We start from the raw sequence: 17,974 nt of genomic DNA, 5'->3' as shown, positions 1-17,974 counted from the left end.
TTAGGGGCCAATCACGATGCATCTGGTGTTCCGCCATGATAAACCATGCGGCAAACAACAAAACGGTCACAGCCGGCATACCTTGGTAGAGACAAGGAGGTGACCGTCACATGACTCCGCAGGAAAAAATGGCGGCCTATATCGCCCGCCGCCAAGCTGTGATCGAGCAGCTCGAACAACAGTTGGACAAAGTCCCACCCGCCCAGCGCCCCGTGCAGCAAACGGTGCTGCGCCTGTTGAAAAAGCAGGTCGAGATCCTCTCCCAGAAATAAAAAAAGGGGCTGTGCGTCGCGAGGACGGCACAGCCCCTTTTTTGCTGTTGCATTGCTGCTTAGAACTCGAGCTTGGACTCGATGAACGCTTTCAGGTCGGCGATCGGCATGCGCACCTGTTCCATCGAATCGCGGTGACGAACGGTCACTTGGCCGTCCTCTTGCGATTCGAAGTCGTAGGTGATGCAAAACGGGGTACCGATCTCGTCGTGGCGGCGGTAGCGCTTGCCGATCGAGCCGGCATCGTCGTAGTCGACCATGAAGTGCTTCGCCAGGTCGCCGAACACCGCTTGCGCCGGCTCGGCCAGCTTCTTGGAGAGCGGGAGGATCGCCGCTTTGAACGGCGCCAGCGCCGGGTGGAAGCGCAGCACGGTGCGGGAGTCGCCGCCTTCGAGCTGCTCTTCGTCGAACGCATCGATCAGGAACGCCAAGGTCACGCGGTCTGCGCCCAAAGACGGCTCGATGACGTACGGGATGAACTTCTCGTTCGTCTCCGGATCGAGGTAGTGGAAGTCTTCGCCGGAGTGCTCCATGTGCTGCTTGAGGTCGAAGCTGGTGCGGTTCGCGATGCCCCACAGCTCGCCCCAGCCGAACGGGAACTTGTACTCGAAGTCGGTGGTCGCCGTCGAGTAGTGCGACAGCTCATCCTGCTCATGGTCGCGCAGGCGGAGGTTTTCATCCTTCACGCCGAGGCCGAGCAGCCAGTTGTGCGCGTATTCGCGCCAGTAGGAGAACCACTTGTCATCTTCGCCCGGCTTGAAGAAGAACTCCATCTCCAGCTGTTCGAACTCGCGGGTGCGGAAGGTGAAGTTGCCCGGCGTGATCTCGTTGCGGAACGATTTGCCGACTTGGCAGATGCCGAACGGCAGCTTTTTGCGCATCGTGCGCTGGACGTTCTTGAAGTTGACGAAAATGCCTTGCGCCGTCTCCGGGCGGAGGTAGATTTCATTGGCGGACGACTCGGTGACGCCTTGGAACGTTTTGAACATCAGGTTGAACTGGCGAATGTCGGTGAAGTCATGCGCGCCGCAGTCCGGGCAGGCGATGTTGTGTTCCTTGATCAGACCTGCCATCTCGTCGAAGGACAGGCCGTCGACGATCATCTCGATGCCTTTTTCCTGCAGTGCGTCTTCGATCAGCTTGTCGGCGCGGTGGCGCGATTTGCATTGTTTGCAGTCGATCATCGGGTCGTTGAAGTTGCCGATGTGGCCGGACGCGACCCACGTTTTCGGGTTCATCAGGATCGCCGCGTCGAGGCCAACGTTGAACGGGGATTCCTGCACGAACTTCTTCCACCATGCTTTCTTGACGTTGTTTTTCAGCTCCACGCCAAGCGGACCGTAGTCCCACGTGTTCGCCAGGCCGCCGTAGATCTCGGAGCCCGGGAAGATAAAGCCGCGGTGTTTGGCCAGCGCTACGACTTGTTCCATTGTGATGCTCATCGTTCATCATCCTCTTTCTGAAAGTCTGAAAATAGAAAAAGCTCCCGTCCCCATAGGCACGGAATCATGCCTAGGGACGAGAGCGTTATGCACCCGCGGTTCCACCCTAGTTGATGCGAACAGTAGATACAGCTCCGCATCCTCTTTTTTGAATGGGCAGCTCCGAATCGCCTTTTCCCTGCACCGTGTTCCGGGCTCGCACCATCCCCGGATCGCTGAATCAGTGGGCTGACAGGTACTATTCATTCCTCATCGCTGCTATTACCAAGTATCTTATGCAATCCCCGGCCTGAAAGTCAAGCAAATCGAAACTGACCTCATAAAATTGTCCCAAACTGACACTTTTGATGCACCCACTTTTTCCGTAAAGTGTGGACAAAAGGAGGCGTTGCGAACATGCACGTTCATTTGCAGGGAGAAAAAGTCATCCTCCGCGAGGTGCGGGAAGCGGATGTGGCGCAGATTTATTATTATGAGTATCTGGCGGAAGACCGCGAGCATCAAAAGTGGAACTCGCCGTATTCGCCGCGCGAGGAGAAGACGCTGGAGGAGTTTTGCGCGTTTAAGTACGCCGATTCGCTGGCGCTTGCCGGCACGGACCGGCCGCGCACCCAACTCGTCATCGAAGCGGACGGCAAGGTGATCGGCTCGGTCGGGCGGTATTGGGTATCGGAGAAGACCAACTGGTTCGAGATCGGCATCGCCATTTACGACTCCGCCTACTGGTCGGGCGGCTACGGCACCGATGCCTTCCGCATGTGGATGGACTACCTGTTCACCCACCTCGACACCCCCCGCCTCGGCATCGGCACCTGGTCTGGCAACTTCAGAATGCTCGGCCTCGCCGCCAAGCTCGGCATGATCGAAGAAGCGAGGGTGCGCAAGGCCCGCATTGTAGACGGCAAATACTACGACGCCATCAAAATGGGCATTTTGCGCGAAGAGTGGGAAGCGCTGAAACCTGCGATTTCCCCGGCGTAACGATCACGCATCACGCAGTTCAGAAATAACCTGCTCGTCAACGCTCGTCAGGAAACCAAGCGTGCCGCAACAGTTGGATTCCCTCCCGGATCTCTTCGGGTGACAGCCCGCCGAACCCCAACAGCAGGCGGGGCCAGGCGGGCTTTGCTGCACCGATCCAGTTGCGGGTGGTCGGGTAGACTTTGACCCCGGCGGCAACGGCGATGGCTGCCAGCTCTTCGCCGCTTCTTTCCGCCTTCACTTCCAGAATCAAATGCAGACCCGCCGCCTGCGCCAAGACGCTGACGAGGTCGCCGAACTCCTCCTCCACCGCCTGCAGCAGCGCCGCCTGTTTGCGCTCGTAGACCTTGCGCATCTTGCGGATGTGCCGCTCCCAGTGCCCGTTTTGCAGAAAGAGCTGCAAGGCGCGCTGCTCGATCCGCGACACCGGGTTCGCATACTGCTGATAAAACGCCCGATACCGTTCCATCACCTTCAGGGGCAGCACCATGTAATTCACCCGAATCGCCGGCGACAACGCTTTCGAAAAATTGCTCACATAGATCACCGACCCGTGCTGATCCAGCCCCTGCAGCGACGGTACCGGCTTCACTTTGTACCGAAACTCCCCGTCGTAATCATTCTCCAAAATCAGCCCGCCCGTGCTCCGCGCCCATTCCAGGAGCTGCATCCGCTTGGCGATCGGCATGATCATCCCGTACGGATACTGGTGCGCCGGCGTCACATACACCATCTGCGCCCCGCTCTCCCGCAACAGCTGCACCGACAGCCCGTCCTCCTCCAGCGGGACCGGCACCACTTCCATCCCGTGCTGCTCAAACACCTCACGCACATCCGCATAGCCCGGCTCCTCGATCGCCACTTTTTTCACATCGGCTGCGAGCAGCAGACACAGCGACCCGACCGCCTGCAAGAGCCCCGTCCCGACCACGACTTGCTCCGGCACCGCCTGTACCGTCCGCGCCTGCCGCAGATACCGCGCGATCTCCGCCCGCAGCTCATACTCCCCCAGCTTGTCCCCATAAAATGCCAAGTCCCCCTGATACCGCTCCATCGCCTCCAGCATGCACTTCTTCCACACCCCTAAGGGAAACGACGCCAGATCGATCACCGACCCGTGAAAATTGTACCGGGGCGCCACCGCCGCAACGGGCGGTGTCACCACCTCCGCTTCCCCCTCGGCCGGCAATACGTCCCATCCCGCAAAATCCACCGCCTCGACCACATAAAAACCGCTCCGCGCCCGGCTCTCGAGATACCCTTCGGCCAGCAGTTGCTGATACGCCGTTTCCACCGTGCTTTTGCTAACGCCCGCCGACCTGCACAAATGCCTTACAGAGGGCAACTTCGTCCCTGCCACGATCCGCCCGCTCAAAATTTCCTCCCGAAAAAACCGATACAGTTGCCCGTACAACGACTCTGCCGCCTGCTCATCCAAAATCGGAATCAATTCCGCCATTCGGTCATCACTCCTGTTGCCTTCCATCATAACATGTTATAGTTTTCTAAAAATGACAGGCGGTGCACCTGATGAGCTACGACGTACATATTACCCGTGCGGCTGAGTTTTATGAGTCGGACAACCATCCCATCTCCCTGAGTGAGTGGCAAACGATCATCCAAGCAGATCCCGAACTGGAAGCGCGAACCGAAATCACCATGACCACCCCGTCCGGGGACACGCTTTCCATGTCTGGCGGGCCGGGTCTTGCCGTCTGGCGCTTCGATGGACTTGATTACTATCTCATCTATCGCGACAGCCATATTTCGACCAGATATTCAGACGATGTGATCGACAAATTAAAAGAGCTCGCTGCCCGTCTTGATGCCCGTGTGATCGGCGACGAAGGCGAAGAGTACTAAGCACAGAAACACCCTCTCGACTGCGAAACGAGAGGGTGTTTCTTTTCAGCACTCCTCCTGCGACTGTACCCGTGCCCACAGCGCATAGGCTGCCGAGATCAGCACCGTCAGCCCGGCCGCCACATAAAAGCCCATTCGAAAATCGGCGACGCGAAGACTCATCCCGGCGAGCACCGCAATCGCCGCCAGCGTCAGATAGGCTCCCAGCCGCCCGAAGACGAGCGCCGAGTGATACGTCTCTTCCGTTTTCCGCTTCTTCAGCCAGACCAGATAGGTCAGCAGATTCAACGCCCACATCGCAAACGAAAAATACGACGACGCCGCGACCAGATACTGAAACAGCTTCGGCGGCAGCACAAACGACAGCCCCATGATCAAGAGCCCCGCCCCGCCGACGATCAGCCAGGCGATGCGGTAGCGGCCGTGCGGGCCGGATTTTGACGCGCAGAACTGCGGCGCCTCCTGCGCTTCCGCCAGCGAGACCAGCATCTGCATGCAGGCAAAATACGTCGCCGCCATCACCGAAAACGCCGCGATCATGATGATCACGTTCATCCCCGTCGACGCCCAGCCGAGCCGCAGTGAATCGAACGCCTGCACAAACGGCGACTCCTTCGCATCGACACCGCTCCACGGCGTGACGAAGATCAACACCGCCATCGCCGCCACATACAGCAAGATCACCGCGAGCGCCATGTACCACGTCGCCTTCGGAATGTCCCGCTGCGGGTCCCGCGCCTCCGTCCCGGCCATCGCCACCGCCCCGATGCCCGAGTAGCAGAAGACGACGATCAGCATCGACTCCAGCATCCCGCTCCAGCCTTTGGGAAACATCGCTCCATATCCCGCGACCGGCGACGGCGAGACCAGTGCGTGGCCCGCCGTCAGCACCGCAAAACCTCCGAGCACGACAAACGCCAGCAACGCCCCGACCTTGGCCACCGTCATCCACGTTTCCACCTTGCTGAAATTTTCCACCCCAAACGCATTGAGCCCGATCACGACCAGCATAAACCCGGTCGCCAAGATCGCAAGCGGCATCCCCGGCAGCCAATAGCGCGAAAAGATCCCCATCGCCAGCGCCTCCGAGCCCAAACCCAAAATGCCGGACGCAAACGCCATCCAACCCATCAAGAAACCGCTGTAGCGCCCGAGCATCTGCTCCGTATGCACCCGAAACGACCCTGGCACCACCCGATTGACGGCGACCGACGTCATCGCCCCCAGCACCTGCATCATCACCAGCCCGCCCAGCAAAAAAGCCAGCACCACCGCCGGCCCCGCCTGCTGCACCGCCAGTCCCGACCCGAGCAGGAACCCGGCCCCGACCACGCCGCCGATCCCGACGCCGGCCAGACTGAATACGCCGATCCCCTTCAAATGCTTCGGCTGCCGCTCCTGCTCCCCAGCGAAAACGCGCGCCTTCTTCTGTTTCAGCATGTTCCAATCCCCTTCTGCCGTTTTCCTTACTATGAGGCGCCGGCAGGAAAATCATCCCTCGTCTTTCTCCGGGCTTTGCTGTATCTTGGAGACACAAAGGAGTGATCGCCATGAACTTTCCCAACATCCTGACCGACGAAGCGGAGCTGCGCGAACTGCTCGGACAGCCGAGCCCGCTCGTGCAGAACAAATCGATCTCCCAGCTCGACGCGCACTGCCGGGACTTTCTCGCCAAGTCCCCCTTTGCCCTCATCGCCACCTCTGATGTCGAGGGACACTGCGACGTGTCACCGCGCGGCGACCAGCCCGGCTTCGTCGCGGTGCTGGATGAGCACCGCCTGCTGATCCCCGAGCGCCCTGGCAACAAGCGCGCCGACTCCCTGCGCAACATCCTGGCTACTGGCCAGATCGGCCTGCTCTTCCTGATCCCCGGCCTTGAAGAGACGCTGCGCATCAACGGCCGCGCCTGCATCGTGCGCGACGAGGACTTGCTGAAGAGCGTTGCTGCCAACGGCAAAACGCCCCTGCTCGCCATCGGCGTCGAAATCGAAGAGTGCTTCGTCCATTGCGCCAAATCCCTGAAACGATCCCGGCTCTGGCAGCCCGAAACGTGGCTCCCCTCCGCCGACCTGCCCGTCCCGGCCCGCATGATCGCCGCCCACGTCAACCTGCCAAACGTCGATGAACAAGAAGTCACGGCCCGCCTCCAAGACAGCTACACCAACCGGCTGTACTAACAGAAAAAGGCACCCTGCACGGGTGCCCTTCACTTCACATCACTTCTTCTCCGCATAAAACTCATGCCGCACACGCATACCTTCGCCAATCTCAATCAACCCATAAGAAAACTGAGCCTGCCGCCGCTTATCTGTCGGCGACCCCGGGTTAAACAAAACCGTCCCATCCGCCAGCACCTCATGATACGGAACGTGCGAGTGCCCAAAGATGATCAGATCCAGCTTCTCTCCGGCAAACGCGGCCGCCGCTCTCCGTTCCGTGGTCTTGCCTTTGCCGTCGCCATGGACAAGGCCGATCTTGTACCCGCCGATCGTCAGCACTTTCTGCCGTCCGAACCGGGCAGCGATCTCCTCCCCGTCCACATTTCCGGCCACACCGTCTAGCGGCGCAAACTGCTCGAACAGCTCCACCGCCGCCAGCGTCTGCCAGTCACCGGCATGCAAGATCAGGTCCACATCACGGAGCCCGTCGGCCAGCGCAGGCGGCACTCCTGTGGCCATCTTCGGCATGTGCGTGTCGGAAATCACCGCGATCTTCATCGCCGATCAGCCTTCCCAGTGCTCATTTATGATCGCGTACTGCAGATGATCCTGCCACTTCCCGTTGATCAGCAAATTCTTGCGCTCCGTCCCTTCCCGCTGGAACCCGGCCTTCTCCAGCACCCGGTAAGATGCCGGATTCTCCGGAGCGGCGTCCGCTTGCAGGCGGTGCAGGTTGATGTCGTGGAAGCCGAAGTCCACCACCAGCCGCAGCGCTTCTGTCGCATAGCCCTTCCCGTTGTGCTCCTCATCGAGCGAATACCCGACAAACGCGCTCTGGCACGGCCCGCGCGCGATCATGTGAATCCCGATGTCCCCGATCAGCCGGTCATTCTCCTGCAGGAAGATCCCGAAAAAGTAGCCGCGGTCTTTCACCCATTCTGCACGCATCTGCTCCAGATTGCGGCGCTGGTACTCTACCGTGTATTCATCATCGCTGCGGCTCGTTTCAAACTGGCCCCAGAACGCGCGGTTCTTCACCAAAAGCGCGGTCATCGCCTCCGCATCGCTGACTTCAAACGTGCGGATGTAGACGCGCTCGCCCGCTTTTTTTGCCCCGAACGGCGCGTTCCCGCCCGCTGCAAACTCGATTTCGCTGCTCGGCATCGTCTGCGAATAATTTTCCAGATTGTCCAGCCCGTGCAGGTTCTTGTTGTGATGCGCGATGATCTGCTCCGCCGTCAACACGCCGTTGTCTGTCGTCGAATGCGCATCCTTTGCCACGATCACCTGATAGCCAAGCGTGGTGGCGCGGCGCGTGGCCGTGTCGACGCAATAGTCGGTTTTGCAGCCGCAGACCACGAGCGTCTTCACCCCGTTCGCCGTCAAAAAGGCGTTCAGGTCGGTGCCGTAAAACGAGTCGGTCGCCTTCTTGCGAACGCGGCGCTCCGTCTCCAGCGGTGCGATCGCCGGGTGCACCTGCCAGCCGTCCGAGCCCGGTTCGCTCACATCATCATCCTGCACAAACACGACCGGCACGCCTGCCGCCCGCGCCCGCTCCAGCAGCCCGGCGATGTTTTGCAGCAGCCGCTCCGGCTGGTACACCTGTTCCACCAAGGCGGTCTGCGCGTCGATCACGACCAAAGCCATTTTCCCCATTCATATCTTCCTCCTCATTCTGCTGCACATCTAGCCAAGAGTTCTTCTCCCCTGTGACCCGTCACTTAGCTTTCCCTTGGCCTATCACTTAAAATTAAAATTGTCCGGGTCCGACCCGAAGCGCTGATCCCGATTCAGCCCGTCCAGCGTCGCCAGATCCTCCGCCGACAGCGCAAAGTCGAACAGCTGCGCATTTTCGATCACGCGCTCCTGCCGGATCGATTTCGGAATCGTCACCACGCCGTGCTGCAAGTCCCAGCGCAAGACGATCTGCGCCGGTGTCTTGCCGTATTTCTCCGCCAGCTGCACGATGACCGGCTCTTCCTGGATGCGCCCGCGCATCAGCGGGCTCCATGCTTCGAACTGAATCCCTTCCTGCTGGCAGAACGCGAGCAGCTCCTGTTGCGTCAGGTAGGGGTGGTATTCCACCTGATTGACCATCGGCTTCACAGTTGCCGTCGCCATCAGGTCTTGCAGATGGTGCACCTGGAAGTTCGACACCCCGATCGCCCGCACCAGCCCGTCTCGGTACAGCTTCTCCAGCGCGCGCCACGTCTCTTTGTACTTCTCCTTCACCGCCCAGTGGATCAAGTACAGGTCGACATACTCCAGCCCCAGTTTCCGGCGGCTCTCTTCAAAAGCGGCCAGGGTCGTCTCGTACCCTTGCTCCGTGTTCCAGACCTTTGTGGTGATAAACAGCTCTTCGCGCGCGATACCCGACGCTTTCACCGCGCGGCCGACGCCTTCCTCGTTGCGGTAGATCGCGGCGGTGTCGATGTGCCGGTAGCCGGCTTCGAGCGCGTAGCGAACCGAATTTTCCACCTCGGCGCCTTCCTGCGTCTTAAAAACGCCGAGGCCGAGCCATGGCATTTTCACGCCGTTTGCCAGTACGGCAGCGTCGCTGATGCTTTTGATCATATCTGGTACACCCTTTCGCTTGCTGTTTTTGGTACAATAGCAGTAGCATTCTCAAAATAGCAGGAGTGAAGAACTCATGGCACAAGAAACCGTACCCGCAGCCAAACCGGCTAAGCAAGCGCCCGTCTTCCCCACCCGCTGGCAGGAAGAGCGTTACTATGCAGGCCGTCAGTTTATCAAGGCGATCACGATCGTCATCGTGCTTGCGATCATCCTGTACATCACGCATTTCCTCTCCGGCGGATTTACGCTGCTCTTCGCGTTCATCGGCGTGATCCTGTTCCTGGCGACGGCAACGTATTCCGTTGGGCACTTTGTCCGCTACCTGATCTTCAAGGCCAGAGGGCAATAGACAAAAGGCAGCCCCCTGTGGCTGCCTTACTTCTTTTGTTGATACAACTTCTGCACGCGTGCCACCTCGGCACCCATCTGGCCGGAGATCGTCAGGAAGTACATCTGAAAATCGCCGCAGAGCGACCAGAGCGGATGGCCAAACGTCGCCGGCTTGTTGCCTTCGATGAAGAAGTGTGAGAACCAGGCCAAGCCATAGGCGATCACCGGAATCAGCAAGAGCAGCCACCACTTGCCGGTAAATCCGGCGGCGATCAAGAGCAGAAACACACAGCTCGTGCCCACCGCGTGCCACAGGCGCGTCGCCCGCTTCGAATGCTGCAGCACATAAAAGGGCCAAAACTCCCGATACGAACGAAACTCCACGAGCCCTCACCTCCTCCTCGTCCCTCGAAATGTATGATCAAATCGAATAATTCAGCCAATCGCCTTTCTCTCCACCCATTTTCTCATAAAACCGCTGGGCGCGGCTATTGTCTTTTGCCGTTTCCCATTGCATTAACGCGAATCCGTTCTCCTTCGTATAAGCCGCGCATGCTTGGAAGAGCTTTTCCGCCACGCCCGACCCGCGATACGCTTCCCGCACGTACAGGTCGTTCATGATCACGACCCGCTCTGCCCGCAGCGTGCTGTAAGTGAAGTAAAGCGTCGCAAAGCCCTGATACGCTCCGTCCTGCTCGGCCACGAACTGTAGCCCGGTATCACCTGAGAGCAGCATCGCTTGCAGGCAGTCCAATTTTGCTGCCGGCGGCGCTTCCCGCTGATAGAAATCCACAATGTATTCGAGCATCATCTCCCGCAAGGCGGCCTGATCTGCTGCATTTGCCTGTCGCACCAACTCACACATCCCCTTCTCCCTGATACAAATCCGGGTTGTACCGTTTCGCCAAAAACCAGGTCGCCTGTTCCAGATTCAAGTCGGAGACAAGCAACTTTTCTTCCCCCAGTGGCACAGAGGCCACAAGATTGCCGTCCGGTGCGACCAGCGTTGTCCGCCACTCCTGATGTCCCAGCGCATGGTTGATGCTGGCGAAGTAGGTCGTGTTTTCCATAGCGCGGCAGACCATCGCCATCTCGTAAAACGGCTCGGCAGGACCCAATGCAGCGACCGACCCTGTCACCTGCGAATGGAACACGATCTTCTCCCTGCGTTTCGCCGCCCAGCGTACCGTCTCCGGATAGCGCCAAGCTCCATGTCAGATCGCGATGCCAACCGGAACGCCTTTGTTCGTAAAAATCTTGCGATTCCCGTCGGGAATCTAGTATTTTCCTCCTTGACGGCGATCTGGTTTTTCGCCTGATAACCGAGCACGTTCCCCGCCTCGTCGATCACCATCGCCACCAGATTAGGCCCCCACTCCATGCCGAGGATCACCGCCGTCCCTGCTGCTACTGCCGCGGCCCGCACCAGTTCGAGCGCCGCTTCTTGTTCCGCCTGATCGTGCGGTTCGTTCTCAACCCCCACCTCGCGCATCCCCGGCACAACCCCTTCCGAAAAACACTCCACGTCACAGCGCGCTTCGCCCGCTTTCCGAAATTCAGCCGCATCGCCTGCTCCACCGACTCCTTGCGCGACGCCGTAAATTTCGCTTGCACCAACCCAATCTTCATTACAATTACTCTATTTAGTAATTTATTCCTTAACCCTGTACCATTTGGCAATAGTGTACCACGATATTTTCGAAAAGGTATTACTTTATCCACTGAAACTCTCGAACATAATTTTGATGATATAATTGGTTGTACAGATTTTTCTCTGACCATCCAACTCAGTTTGAATTGCAGTTATATTAACTTTTACGGATATATACAAGACAATTAACATACGGAGGATATACATGAATAAAAAAAATATACGGAAGCTTCTGCAAGGAAATCCAAAATTCAATCCATTCAACGATTCTTTTGACTTCTCGGAACTTACTAGATTGTTGGACTCCGAAGACCAAGAATCTTCAATAGCACTTTCAACTCCTATATTTAATATGTATTACAGGGATATGTACGCAAAACTGGGCGAGTTTGTTAAAAAGTATAACAAATCGAATGAGTATATGTTCAAATGCTTTTTAGGTGCGGTAAATAGTGATTATTTGAATCTAAAAAAGTCCATAGTTGAGCTAGCTCCCAATGAGTACAATCTGCAGGAACTATCGTGTATGCGCATTTCTTCACCTATTAGTCATTTTGGTGAAATGAATATTCTTGGATCGTTTGAAACAGCTGTAGAAACCTTCAATATTATTGTTAATTATCTGCGGTTCTTTAACAACGGAGATATGAGTTTGAATTTCCAGGAATCTGAAATAAGACTAGATGTTTCGAGAACTTATGCAATCGCAAATATTTACTACAATGTTAAGAATGCCTATGATGAAGCACTTTGGGAAGATGGCTATGTTGAAATTAAGGAGAACCTTCTTAGTATTAGGTACAAGGACAAACAGTATCCGCTCAAAAGGCAAGTAGGGGTGTTTAGACAACAACAAAATATTATTAGTTACTTAGTAATATTAGAAGAGTTGCTTAAAGGCACTGGTTCAATATCTATTCGTTCTCGTACGACATTGCTTAGAGATAGCTTTATGGCAAAGAAAAAGCCTGTTGCCCTAATTAACACTTCCGTTAACACAAAAGGGACAATTTCATATCGTCTCTCTACCTCGAAAAGTGATCTTAAGATAAATGATTACATGAAAGAAGGACAATCTTCTATCGCTGCATACTACCCTCACTTTAAGGACATCAAACTACAGAAGTTAAACAACCTCACTATAAGTGATTTATTAGTACTACTTTCACTACTGGTTGAATTGGTTACTGGTATTAACGAGTTAGAGTTAGACACCAAATCACTCCACCTGAAGCAGTTAGCATTCAAGATCAGAGAGAATGATTTGATCAAATTCTTTACCAAAACTACATTCTACTCTGACAAAGATATCAAGGCATTTCTATCACTTGTTGGAGCAACAGGAAGTAGTGACTCAAGAATTAACTTATGGAGAACACCGCTCATTAAGTATAGGGACATATACTATGTGTGTATGCCGAGTATCGCAGCCCCAAACTTCTTATATCTAATAGACGAATGGTTAGAAGTTGGAGGATACGGTATTGAGGCAAGAGGTATTCTATTTGAAAGGTTTGTAAAAAACATCACCAGACAACATTTAAACAAGAGAAAAATTCATTTTACAATACCTTCTAGAGATAAGTTTTACAACGAGATTGGTAAGTATGAAGAAATTGACATGATAATATCCTTAGAAGGTTTAATAATCGTCTGTGAGCTTAAAAACATAAAATATCCTATGGAGCCACGAGATTATCATAATTCACTGAAAAGATTGCGAGCAGGAGCAGACCAAGCAACAAGAAAGGCTAAATTTATTGTTGAAAACCAGAAGTGTTTTATAGATGAATTAGGAGAAATCAAAAATAAGGAAGTATTCCCGATAGTTATAACAAATTTTTCCATTTTTAGCGGAATAACAATTAATAATATCCCTATTATTGATTTATTTCTATTAGAATCCTATATTGGTTCTGGTGAATACAAGAAGATAAAGGTTGCGATATCAGAAAGTCAAACAACCAGAACACAAGTGGAGCTAATAAAATATTATGAGAACTCAGCTGAATTCCTCTCAAATATCACTGGTTTTTTACGATTCCCTTTTCCAATTCAAGATGCCCTTGAGAACGTCTATGTTGAGGATCGAGTAATCACATTGGAATCAGCCTCCCCACAAATATTTGTTGAAGTCGCAGACTACAAAAAGGCAAATGTGTAGTAACTACACAAAAAGACGCCTGTATTATGCAGGCATCTGTTTGTGTGTCCAATAAATTCTTTGTTGGAATTGTTACAGTATTTCTTTCTTACAGTACGGATAGCGCTTGGCGCGGATGGAGATTTACATCGTGCAGGACGGGCACTCCTGCTGGAGCTCGGTGCTGAGCAGTCCTGCCCCGCCGCAGTCCATGTAGCGGATGAGCAAGTAGAAGACTATTGAGTCGAGCAAACAGTCGACCACCGTCACCTAAAATGGTCCGGTTTCAGCGCCGGGGGGCCTGGCCGTATTGACCACCTTCGCCACCGGCGGCCAGAGAATGTCTATGGCCAGCGATTCCACGATGTTCGCACGCGACGAGCCCAACCCCAGAACTACGCCCAGTTCAACACGTTACGCGAAGTCAAAAACTGCTTGTAACTCTGCAGCACAGGCAGCCTTCTTTCGCCTCACCACCAAAAAATGCCTGACCCCTTAGCCGTTTTTTCTGGTGCTCTATCTCCTGCCCGTGCCCATTGAAACCGGGGTTCTCGATCCAGCCGGATTAGTCAACTACGCAGTGCCGTTCGAGTTGTTCGGTCATATCTTTCAATCTACGGACAGTTTCTCCTCCTTCGTCAAACGCTGCGACCGACTCGTTGGTTAGCGCGGTGTTGTTCACATTATCCGAAGGTGACAAAAAGGCAAGCGTCGATACTGAGTATAACCGTGTTGTACGAAGTTATTCGGTCATATACACATTAGACTACAAAAACAAATATCATAAAAAGCATTATCCGTATACGGATAATGCTTTTTATGATATTATTTTGAATTAGTAGCAGCCAACTGACGCTGTGACTCGTAAAATTCAGCAATTGCAAGCTTACGTTTGTTGTCGGCGATTAGCTTTTGAAAAAAGTCCTCTTTGGTTTCCTCGAAGTTCTGAATAAGTTTCTCAAAATCCATTTGTCATCGCCTCCTGACGATATTATACCACACAAGAGGTAACTTTGGGAAGGTGTTACTCATCCTCGGTCTGGTCAGCCCCTTCGAGCTTCTTTTTGTTCTCAGAGATAAGATGCTCGAAGTAATCTGATTTCGTCGCCTCAAATCGTTCAATCAGCTGTTTGAAAACATCTTCCTCCTGTTTCTTATCCAAAAAGAACACCTCCGAGCTTTTTCACCTCCGTTCCATTTTTATTTTTTTTTTTCGTTTTTATACTAGGCCTTTTTGTCTAAACTCTTTTACCTTGTGCAGATCTAAAATACTTTCGTCACCTTTAATTTTTTTGGCAATTATTTCTGGTTTAGTCCCGGAGTTGTCGTATAAAACATACTGATCGAATTCTTCCCTTAGCTTAAAAAATGTCTGCGAGACACCAATATGGCTCTCAATAATCACATCTCTGGGTACCTTTCTTCCAGAAATTATAAATCTATCTTCGGCACGTTTTATCGCAATTTCAATTGGAACATCGATCACAAAAACGTTGGTAGTATAGCCCGCTGCTTTCAACCTCTCAAGCAACTGCGAATACTTACTGAGATTTTTCATTGTGCCATCATACAAGAAGCTTCTTTTTTCTTGTATACAACGATTAATCAGTTTTTCGCTAATATCGCTGCTCTCATCATGAACGTACCTAGCAGCATCTTCTGGGTCGAGATTTTTAATAACTTTGTAATCAGGAATATCCTCTTTGATATCGTCCGCATCAATAATGGTTATGTGATTAATCCCCAAAATCTGCATGTCTGACACTATCTTCTTTCTAACTGAGCTCTTACCAGATGCAGAACCACCACCTAACATCAAAGTTATTACGGGATTTTGCTCACTTGGACCAACTATTAACTTTTCCATTATTTTGTTATGAAGCATTTCTCTTTCAGGTGTATAAAGGCCATTTTTAGAATATTCTTCTTTTGTTGAGGTCATACAAACAACACCTTTCTATAAATTTGGTCGTACGTAGTAGGAGTTTTCAATTCCATCTTTGTTGCATTCCAGTTAAATATATCATATATAAGTCTTCGACTTGCAACAGAATTTGATAATGGAAGAATTCCCATTTTATTTAGAAACATAACGGCCTGACCCCTTGCGGAGCCAAGCCGTTTTTTCTGCTTCTCTGTCTCCTACCAATGCCCGTTGCCGGCCGGAGTGGTCCAGCCTGGCGGGTAGATCAGGTAGGTGGTGCCGTTGGAGTTGTTCAGCCATGCTTTTTCGAATTGCAGGCGGTCATAGGTGATCGTCACGCCTGCGTCGCTTGCTGCGGCCGGGTCGTTGGTCAGGACGTTGCCGGCCGCGTCGAAGCCGCGGATGACGAGCAGGTGCCCGTCGGTGCTCGGGATCGGCGAGTTGTCGAGCGCGCCTTTTTTGTAGGCGATCGAGGCGATGACCGGGACGCCTGCCGCCGTCCACTGCTGGACTTCGGCGAGCGAGCTCAAGCGCACCACTTTGCCGTCCAATCCAAGGCTCGACGCATACGCCGTGTTGAACGGCCAGTTGCCCGCCCCGTCATAGCGGGAGTCCCAGACGCCTTGGACGACGGTCGGCACCGGGATGTCCCACGCGCTGTTGCCGGTGACGTTCGCCCAGTAGGCCATGACCATCGACGTCGAGGTCGGCGAGCACCAGACTTCACCGCCGTCCGGGAAGACCATCTGCGAGCGCTTCGGCACGTCGAGCGCGCTGGTCAAGCCGTTGCCCGGCACCTTGCCCGGCTTGTCGATGCCGTTTGAGAACGTGATGCCGAACTGACGCAAGGACGGCGTTTGGGCCGGGTCGTTGGTGTAGAGGTTGACGCGTGCTTTCACCGCCGTCGCCGATTTGCTGAGGATCAGCGTGTCGGTCGCCACATAGCCGTGCGCGTCGCTCTGTCCGACGATCGAGTGGCGCGCGAACGGCTGGTCACCTTCCAGCCACGCGCCAAGCGTGTACCATTTCGTCCACACACCACCGACCTGTGCGGACAGCTCGATCTCCGTCCATGTGCCCGGCGGCGTGTTGGCCTGCCAGGAGGGGATCGCTTCGGTAAACGCGACCGGGATCACGTCGGTCGTGTAGCTGCCGTAGTAATACGCCCCGCCGTTGTAACGGCCCAGCGAATCGAACCCGGCATACAGCTTCGCACGGTCCACTTGCAGCGCCGCAGCGCTGACTTTCGTGCCGTCGAACTGCCCCCCGCTGAACGAGAGCGGGGATTGCCAATACGATTTGACGCTCGTCGCTGCGCCTGATTTTTTAAGATTCAGATTATTCTCAGCCACTGAAATGTTCATCGATAGCAGCAGACACCCCACACCGAGCACTGCGGTTGCCATCCGTTTCACAAATGTTCCGCTCCGCACATGACCACCCTTTCTCGTTTACTTTGTTACAATCTATTATAAAACAAAAAGCCGGTGCTGTATGCACCGGCTCGGCCTTAGTTGCCCAATTTTTTCAATTCCGCGCCGAGGAACTCGGCGACCGCCTTCATCCCGAAGATGCCGGCCGTTGCTTCCGCGTCGGAGTTGTAGTTGGTGTTGGTGTTGATGTCGTAGGTGAAGATCTCGCCGTCGCGGTTGCGGATGAACTCGATGCCGGCGACGTTGATGCCGTTGGCGGCGAGCACCGCCGCGTATTTTTCGAGGATCGGGTCGTGGAAGTCCTCGAGCAGTTGGAACTTCGGCTTGGACGGCACCTCTTCGCCGACCGGGCAGAACAGGTCGCCGATCTGGCACGCGTCCGCCGGGCAGAGCTCAAAGCCTTCCGAAGTATCGACCTGCACCGCGTAGAGGAATTTGCCGCCGACGAATTCGCAGCGGGTGATGAACGGCTCGGGCGCCTGGATGTACTCTTGAATCAGCGTGATGCCGTCGACCGGCACTTCGAAGTCCGGCGAGTGAAGGTACTGTTCGAGCGCTCCCACTGTGTGGAACAGCTGAACGCCGAGCCCTTTGCCGGCGCGGTTGTGCTTGGTGATGAACGGCTGGCCTTCGAACTTCTTCGCCGCTGCGAGGATGTGCTGCGTGCCGACCGCCGCGACCGTCTTCGGAGTGCGGACGCCGTGTGCGTTCAGCGCCATGTATTGGGCGACTTTGCTGACTTCCAGCTGCAGGGCGCGGGTGCCGTTGAAGACGGTGCGGCCATGCTGTTCCAGCCAGGTCAGCACGCCCGAGGTAAACTCCGGCGCATAGCGGTGGCCGCGCGTGTGCGACGACGCGCTCATCCGCGAATAAAACACCCCTTGCGGCGGTTCGGCCGACAGATCGACCAAGCCTTCGTCGAGGTGCCACTCTTCATAGGGCAGCCCCAGCTCTTCCAAACGTTTGGTCAAGTGGACGGTCCACTCGCTATTTTCATGGATCACATAAATTTTCGCCATGCGAATCCCCTTTTTCCAAGTTTTTCGATCATTATACCACTCTTTAGCGCAATGAAGGAAGCAGGAAAAAGACTTCGCAGTCGCCATGGTCGTAGCCCCGTCAAGTAGACAGTAATAAAGGACACGTATTATGCAGCGAGCGCTTTCCGGTACTCAACGGGGGAGCGCTCGCTTAATTTA

At 54.4% G+C, this 17,974-nt stretch carries 21 protein-coding genes; 6 read left to right on the top strand and 15 right to left on the bottom strand.

Annotation, left to right across the window (positions count from 1 at the left end; genetic code table 11):
* The first annotated feature begins 110 nt into the window (after positions 1–110).
* Positions 111–272 (top strand): hypothetical protein, encoded by a 162-nt coding sequence (locus EV586_RS21010; RefSeq protein WP_165898240.1) that lies wholly within the window; start codon positions 111–113, stop codon positions 270–272.
* Positions 273–331: 59 nt separating this feature from the next.
* On the opposite strand, the gene EV586_RS04525 is transcribed toward EV586_RS21010, so the two are convergent.
* Positions 332–1,714: a glycine--tRNA ligase gene (locus EV586_RS04525; RefSeq protein WP_132943896.1), complete on the bottom strand. Its 1,383-nt coding sequence runs from the start codon at positions 1,712–1,714 to the stop codon at positions 332–334.
* Positions 1,715–2,110: 396 nt separating this feature from the next.
* Here EV586_RS04525 and EV586_RS04520 point away from each other — a divergent pair, with 396 nt between their 5' ends.
* Positions 2,111–2,695: a GNAT family N-acetyltransferase gene (locus tag EV586_RS04520; protein ID WP_132943895.1), complete on the top strand. Its 585-nt coding sequence runs from the start codon at positions 2,111–2,113 to the stop codon at positions 2,693–2,695.
* 37 nt (positions 2,696–2,732) lie between these two features.
* On the opposite strand, the gene pdxR is transcribed toward EV586_RS04520, so the two are convergent.
* Positions 2,733–4,154, bottom strand: coding sequence for a MocR-like pyridoxine biosynthesis transcription factor PdxR (gene pdxR / locus EV586_RS04515; RefSeq protein WP_132943894.1), 1,422 nt, complete (start codon positions 4,152–4,154; stop codon positions 2,733–2,735).
* 71 nt (positions 4,155–4,225) lie between these two features.
* Between pdxR and EV586_RS04510 the strand changes: the two genes are divergently transcribed.
* Positions 4,226–4,558: a hypothetical protein gene (locus tag EV586_RS04510; RefSeq protein WP_132943893.1), complete on the top strand. Its 333-nt coding sequence runs from the start codon at positions 4,226–4,228 to the stop codon at positions 4,556–4,558.
* 45 nt (positions 4,559–4,603) lie between these two features.
* Here EV586_RS04510 and EV586_RS04505 read toward each other — a convergent pair whose 3' ends face one another.
* Entirely contained in the window at positions 4,604–5,998 is a 1,395-nt protein-coding gene (locus EV586_RS04505; protein WP_132943892.1) for an amino acid permease, read from the bottom strand.
* A 110-nt stretch (positions 5,999–6,108) separates the two neighbouring features.
* On the opposite strand from EV586_RS04505, the gene EV586_RS04500 reads away from it, so the two are divergent.
* Complete coding sequence (locus EV586_RS04500) at positions 6,109–6,735, top strand: pyridoxamine 5'-phosphate oxidase family protein (protein WP_132943891.1); 627 nt, start codon at positions 6,109–6,111, stop codon at positions 6,733–6,735.
* A 39-nt stretch (positions 6,736–6,774) separates the two neighbouring features.
* Here EV586_RS04500 and EV586_RS04495 read toward each other — a convergent pair whose 3' ends face one another.
* From EV586_RS04495 to EV586_RS04480, 3 genes are all read right to left on the bottom strand, one after another.
* Positions 6,775–7,275, bottom strand: coding sequence for a metallophosphoesterase family protein (locus EV586_RS04495; protein WP_132943890.1), 501 nt, complete (start codon positions 7,273–7,275; stop codon positions 6,775–6,777).
* Between the two features lie 6 nt (positions 7,276–7,281).
* Entirely contained in the window at positions 7,282–8,373 is a 1,092-nt protein-coding gene (locus tag EV586_RS21415; RefSeq protein WP_243652934.1) for an isochorismatase family protein, read from the bottom strand.
* A gap of 84 nt (positions 8,374–8,457) precedes the next feature.
* Entirely contained in the window at positions 8,458–9,291 is an 834-nt protein-coding gene (locus EV586_RS04480) for an aldo/keto reductase (RefSeq protein WP_132943889.1), read from the bottom strand.
* Positions 9,292–9,367: 76 nt separating this feature from the next.
* Between EV586_RS04480 and EV586_RS04475 the strand changes: the two genes are divergently transcribed.
* Positions 9,368–9,643, top strand: coding sequence for a hypothetical protein (locus tag EV586_RS04475; RefSeq protein ID WP_132943888.1), 276 nt, complete (start codon positions 9,368–9,370; stop codon positions 9,641–9,643).
* A gap of 26 nt (positions 9,644–9,669) precedes the next feature.
* On the opposite strand, the gene EV586_RS04470 is transcribed toward EV586_RS04475, so the two are convergent.
* From EV586_RS04470 to EV586_RS04455, 4 genes are read right to left on the bottom strand one after another with little or no spacing between them, the layout of a single operon-like run.
* The gene (locus EV586_RS04470; protein WP_132943887.1) at positions 9,670–10,008 is read right to left on the bottom strand and encodes an Mpo1-like protein; all 339 of its coding nucleotides are present in this window, start codon (positions 10,006–10,008) and stop codon (positions 9,670–9,672) included.
* A 37-nt stretch (positions 10,009–10,045) separates the two neighbouring features.
* The gene (locus EV586_RS04465) at positions 10,046–10,477 is read right to left on the bottom strand and encodes a GNAT family N-acetyltransferase (RefSeq protein WP_347812664.1); all 432 of its coding nucleotides are present in this window, start codon (positions 10,475–10,477) and stop codon (positions 10,046–10,048) included.
* A 4-nt stretch (positions 10,478–10,481) separates the two neighbouring features.
* On the bottom strand, positions 10,482–10,778 hold the full coding sequence (locus EV586_RS04460; protein WP_132943885.1) for a carbon-nitrogen hydrolase family protein: 297 nt from the start codon (positions 10,776–10,778) through the stop codon (positions 10,482–10,484).
* Complete coding sequence (locus EV586_RS04455) at positions 10,760–11,107, bottom strand: hypothetical protein (RefSeq protein WP_132943884.1); 348 nt, start codon at positions 11,105–11,107, stop codon at positions 10,760–10,762. The genes EV586_RS04460 and EV586_RS04455 overlap by 19 nt, the downstream gene beginning before the upstream one ends.
* Before the next feature lie 373 nt (positions 11,108–11,480).
* Between EV586_RS04455 and EV586_RS04450 the strand changes: the two genes are divergently transcribed.
* Entirely contained in the window at positions 11,481–13,439 is a 1,959-nt protein-coding gene (locus tag EV586_RS04450) for a hypothetical protein (protein WP_132943883.1), read from the top strand.
* Between the two features lie 804 nt (positions 13,440–14,243).
* Here EV586_RS04450 and EV586_RS21005 read toward each other — a convergent pair.
* The 5 genes from EV586_RS21005 to EV586_RS04435 form a co-directional block, all read right to left on the bottom strand.
* Complete coding sequence (locus EV586_RS21005) at positions 14,244–14,387, bottom strand: hypothetical protein (protein ID WP_165898239.1); 144 nt, start codon at positions 14,385–14,387, stop codon at positions 14,244–14,246.
* A 55-nt stretch (positions 14,388–14,442) separates the two neighbouring features.
* Positions 14,443–14,580, bottom strand: coding sequence for a hypothetical protein (locus EV586_RS21000; protein ID WP_165898238.1), 138 nt, complete (start codon positions 14,578–14,580; stop codon positions 14,443–14,445).
* A 57-nt stretch (positions 14,581–14,637) separates the two neighbouring features.
* The gene (locus EV586_RS04445; RefSeq protein WP_132943882.1) at positions 14,638–15,360 is read right to left on the bottom strand and encodes a zeta toxin family protein; all 723 of its coding nucleotides are present in this window, start codon (positions 15,358–15,360) and stop codon (positions 14,638–14,640) included.
* 200 nt (positions 15,361–15,560) lie between these two features.
* A complete protein-coding gene (locus EV586_RS04440) occupies positions 15,561–16,706 on the bottom strand; it encodes a C39 family peptidase (protein ID WP_165898237.1) in 1,146 nt (381 codons plus the stop codon).
* Positions 16,707–16,852: 146 nt separating this feature from the next.
* Positions 16,853–17,794 carry an ATP-grasp domain-containing protein gene (locus EV586_RS04435; RefSeq protein WP_132943880.1) on the bottom strand — a complete coding sequence of 314 codons (942 nt, stop codon included), beginning with the start codon at positions 17,792–17,794 and terminating at the stop codon, positions 16,853–16,855.
* Positions 17,795–17,974 lie beyond the last annotated feature (180 nt).

The organism is Tumebacillus sp. BK434, assembly GCF_004340785.1.
Classification (GTDB): Bacteria; Bacillota; Bacilli; order Tumebacillales; family Tumebacillaceae; genus Tumebacillus_A.
This window is presented reverse-complemented; position numbering and strand designations above follow the sequence as displayed.

What these genes read in the sequence shown, in the direction of transcription:
- EV586_RS04520 (WP_132943895.1), top strand. Translation starts at nt 2,111, where the DNA reads ATGCACGTTCATTTGCAGGGAGAAAAAGTCATCCTCCGCGAGGTGCGG.
- EV586_RS04500 (WP_132943891.1), top strand. Translation starts at nt 6,109, where the DNA reads ATGAACTTTCCCAACATCCTGACCGACGAAGCGGAGCTGCGCGAACTG.
- EV586_RS21415 (WP_243652934.1), bottom strand. Translation starts at nt 8,373, where the DNA reads ATGGGGAAAATGGCTTTGGTCGTGATCGACGCGCAGACCGCCTTGGTG.
- EV586_RS04505 (WP_132943892.1), bottom strand. Translation starts at nt 5,998, where the DNA reads ATGCTGAAACAGAAGAAGGCGCGCGTTTTCGCTGGGGAGCAGGAGCGG.
- EV586_RS04480 (WP_132943889.1), bottom strand. Translation starts at nt 9,291, where the DNA reads ATGATCAAAAGCATCAGCGACGCTGCCGTACTGGCAAACGGCGTGAAA.
- pdxR (WP_132943894.1), bottom strand. Translation starts at nt 4,154, where the DNA reads ATGGCGGAATTGATTCCGATTTTGGATGAGCAGGCGGCAGAGTCGTTG.
- EV586_RS04435 (WP_132943880.1), bottom strand. Translation starts at nt 17,794, where the DNA reads ATGGCGAAAATTTATGTGATCCATGAAAATAGCGAGTGGACCGTCCAC.
- EV586_RS04450 (WP_132943883.1), top strand. Translation starts at nt 11,481, where the DNA reads ATGAATAAAAAAAATATACGGAAGCTTCTGCAAGGAAATCCAAAATTC.
- EV586_RS21010 (WP_165898240.1), top strand. Translation starts at nt 111, where the DNA reads ATGACTCCGCAGGAAAAAATGGCGGCCTATATCGCCCGCCGCCAAGCT.
- EV586_RS04495 (WP_132943890.1), bottom strand. Translation starts at nt 7,275, where the DNA reads ATGAAGATCGCGGTGATTTCCGACACGCACATGCCGAAGATGGCCACA.
- EV586_RS04445 (WP_132943882.1), bottom strand. Translation starts at nt 15,360, where the DNA reads ATGACCTCAACAAAAGAAGAATATTCTAAAAATGGCCTTTATACACCT.
- EV586_RS04510 (WP_132943893.1), top strand. Translation starts at nt 4,226, where the DNA reads ATGAGCTACGACGTACATATTACCCGTGCGGCTGAGTTTTATGAGTCG.
- EV586_RS04525 (WP_132943896.1), bottom strand. Translation starts at nt 1,714, where the DNA reads ATGAGCATCACAATGGAACAAGTCGTAGCGCTGGCCAAACACCGCGGC.
- EV586_RS04440 (WP_165898237.1), bottom strand. Translation starts at nt 16,706, where the DNA reads ATGAACATTTCAGTGGCTGAGAATAATCTGAATCTTAAAAAATCAGGC.
- EV586_RS21005 (WP_165898239.1), bottom strand. Translation starts at nt 14,387, where the DNA reads ATGGATTTTGAGAAACTTATTCAGAACTTCGAGGAAACCAAAGAGGAC.
- EV586_RS04475 (WP_132943888.1), top strand. Translation starts at nt 9,368, where the DNA reads ATGGCACAAGAAACCGTACCCGCAGCCAAACCGGCTAAGCAAGCGCCC.